Source organism: Paenibacillus pasadenensis, assembly GCF_023715725.1.
GTDB lineage: Bacteria > Bacillota > Bacilli > Paenibacillales > Paenibacillaceae > Paenibacillus_O > Paenibacillus_O pasadenensis_A.
Genome location: NZ_JAMBOT010000027.1, coordinates 1 through 1281 on the forward strand (window position 1 = coordinate 1; position 1281 = coordinate 1281).

A 1281-nucleotide genomic window follows, 5' to 3' on the forward strand; every position below is an offset into this window, starting at 1 on the left:
TGGTCTTACCCCCGTCAAGTAGACAGCTAAAAAAGAGTGCAAATTAAGCGGCGACTGCAATTCGGTACTCTACCGGAGAGCGGTCGCCGAGTTTTTTCTGGAAACGCTCCTGGTTGTAGAACTCGATATACTCCGCAATAAGACGACGAGCGGAATCCGTATCATTCGGCCGTTTCAGATAAAGCTGTTCCGTCTTTAAGTGAGAGAAAAAGGACTCCATACAGGCGTTGTCATAACAGTTGCCTCTTCTGGAGTGGCTGCCCGTTAGCCCTTGCGCCAGTAGCAGGGTTTCATAGGCTTTATGTGTGTACTGAAACCCCTGGTCAGAGTGTAAGAGGGCACCTTTGCGGATACCAAGCTGCTTGACGGTATCGAACACAAGGTTTAAATCATTACGTTCGGATAACTCCCACGCTACAATTTCGTTATTATGCAAATCCATAACCGTGGACAAATAACTGAAATCGTGACCGATCCGCACGTATGTGATGTCCGTGACGAGCTTGCTAAATGGAGCCTCCGCTTTAAAGTCTCGGTTCAACACATTCGCAAAGACGACCGACGGCTTCCGTCCCGCAAGAGGGCGTTTCTTACGAATGACCGAGCGGATTCCAAGCTCGCGCATCAGCCGCCTCACTTTTTTGCGGTTGACAAGAAGCCCCTCTCTCTTCAGGGCTGTACTCATGCGGATGTAACCGAAATAGGGGCGCAGTCGGTGGATAGCTAAAATGTGTTCCTTTAAATCAGCGTCCTGTTCCTGACGCTGTTCTTGGGCGCTCAAAGCCCCTTTCCACTTGTAATATCCGGCTCGAGAGACTTCAGCAATTTGGCATAACAACATGATAGCGTGACCTTGTGTCATCGTTTCAATGATTTGGAACCGGGCTTGTTTATCCAGCTTTCCTCCCCATGTAGATTTGGATTGAGCTTTTTTAAGTATTCGACCTGCGCTTTCAAGTACTCATTTTCTTCCTCGATCCCACTGAAATGCTTCTTTTTCCAGCGTCCGCGATAATCCTCAAACGATTCTCCATTCTGGTGTTTACGTACCCACATGAGAATTTGAGCGTCGCTCTTTATCCCCAACTTCTCTTGGATTTGAGCATAACTCCATTCTTCCTCTAGGCGTAATCGAACGGCTTCTTTCTTCGTTTCTTCATCGTATCGATTAAATTTCTGTCCCTTCTTTGGTGGCATAATAAAATCCCCTCCGGTCAACAGTGTTAGATTCATGATATCATGAACTCTTTTTTCACTGTCTACCACGAGGGGATAATATCA

1 protein-coding gene is annotated in these 1281 nt (G+C 47.0%); it reads right to left on the reverse strand.

Translation table 11 applies throughout. The features are described 5' to 3' along the window. Positions 1-43 precede the first annotated feature (43 nt). Positions 44-1197, reverse strand: a protein-coding gene (locus M3223_RS23775) for an IS3 family transposase (RefSeq protein WP_435368038.1) whose coding sequence is annotated in 2 segments (ribosomal slippage) — positions 44-936 and positions 936-1197 — 1155 coding nt in all. Because the reading frame shifts where the segments join, the coding sequence is not laid out codon by codon here. Positions 1198-1281: the final 84 nt, after the last annotated feature.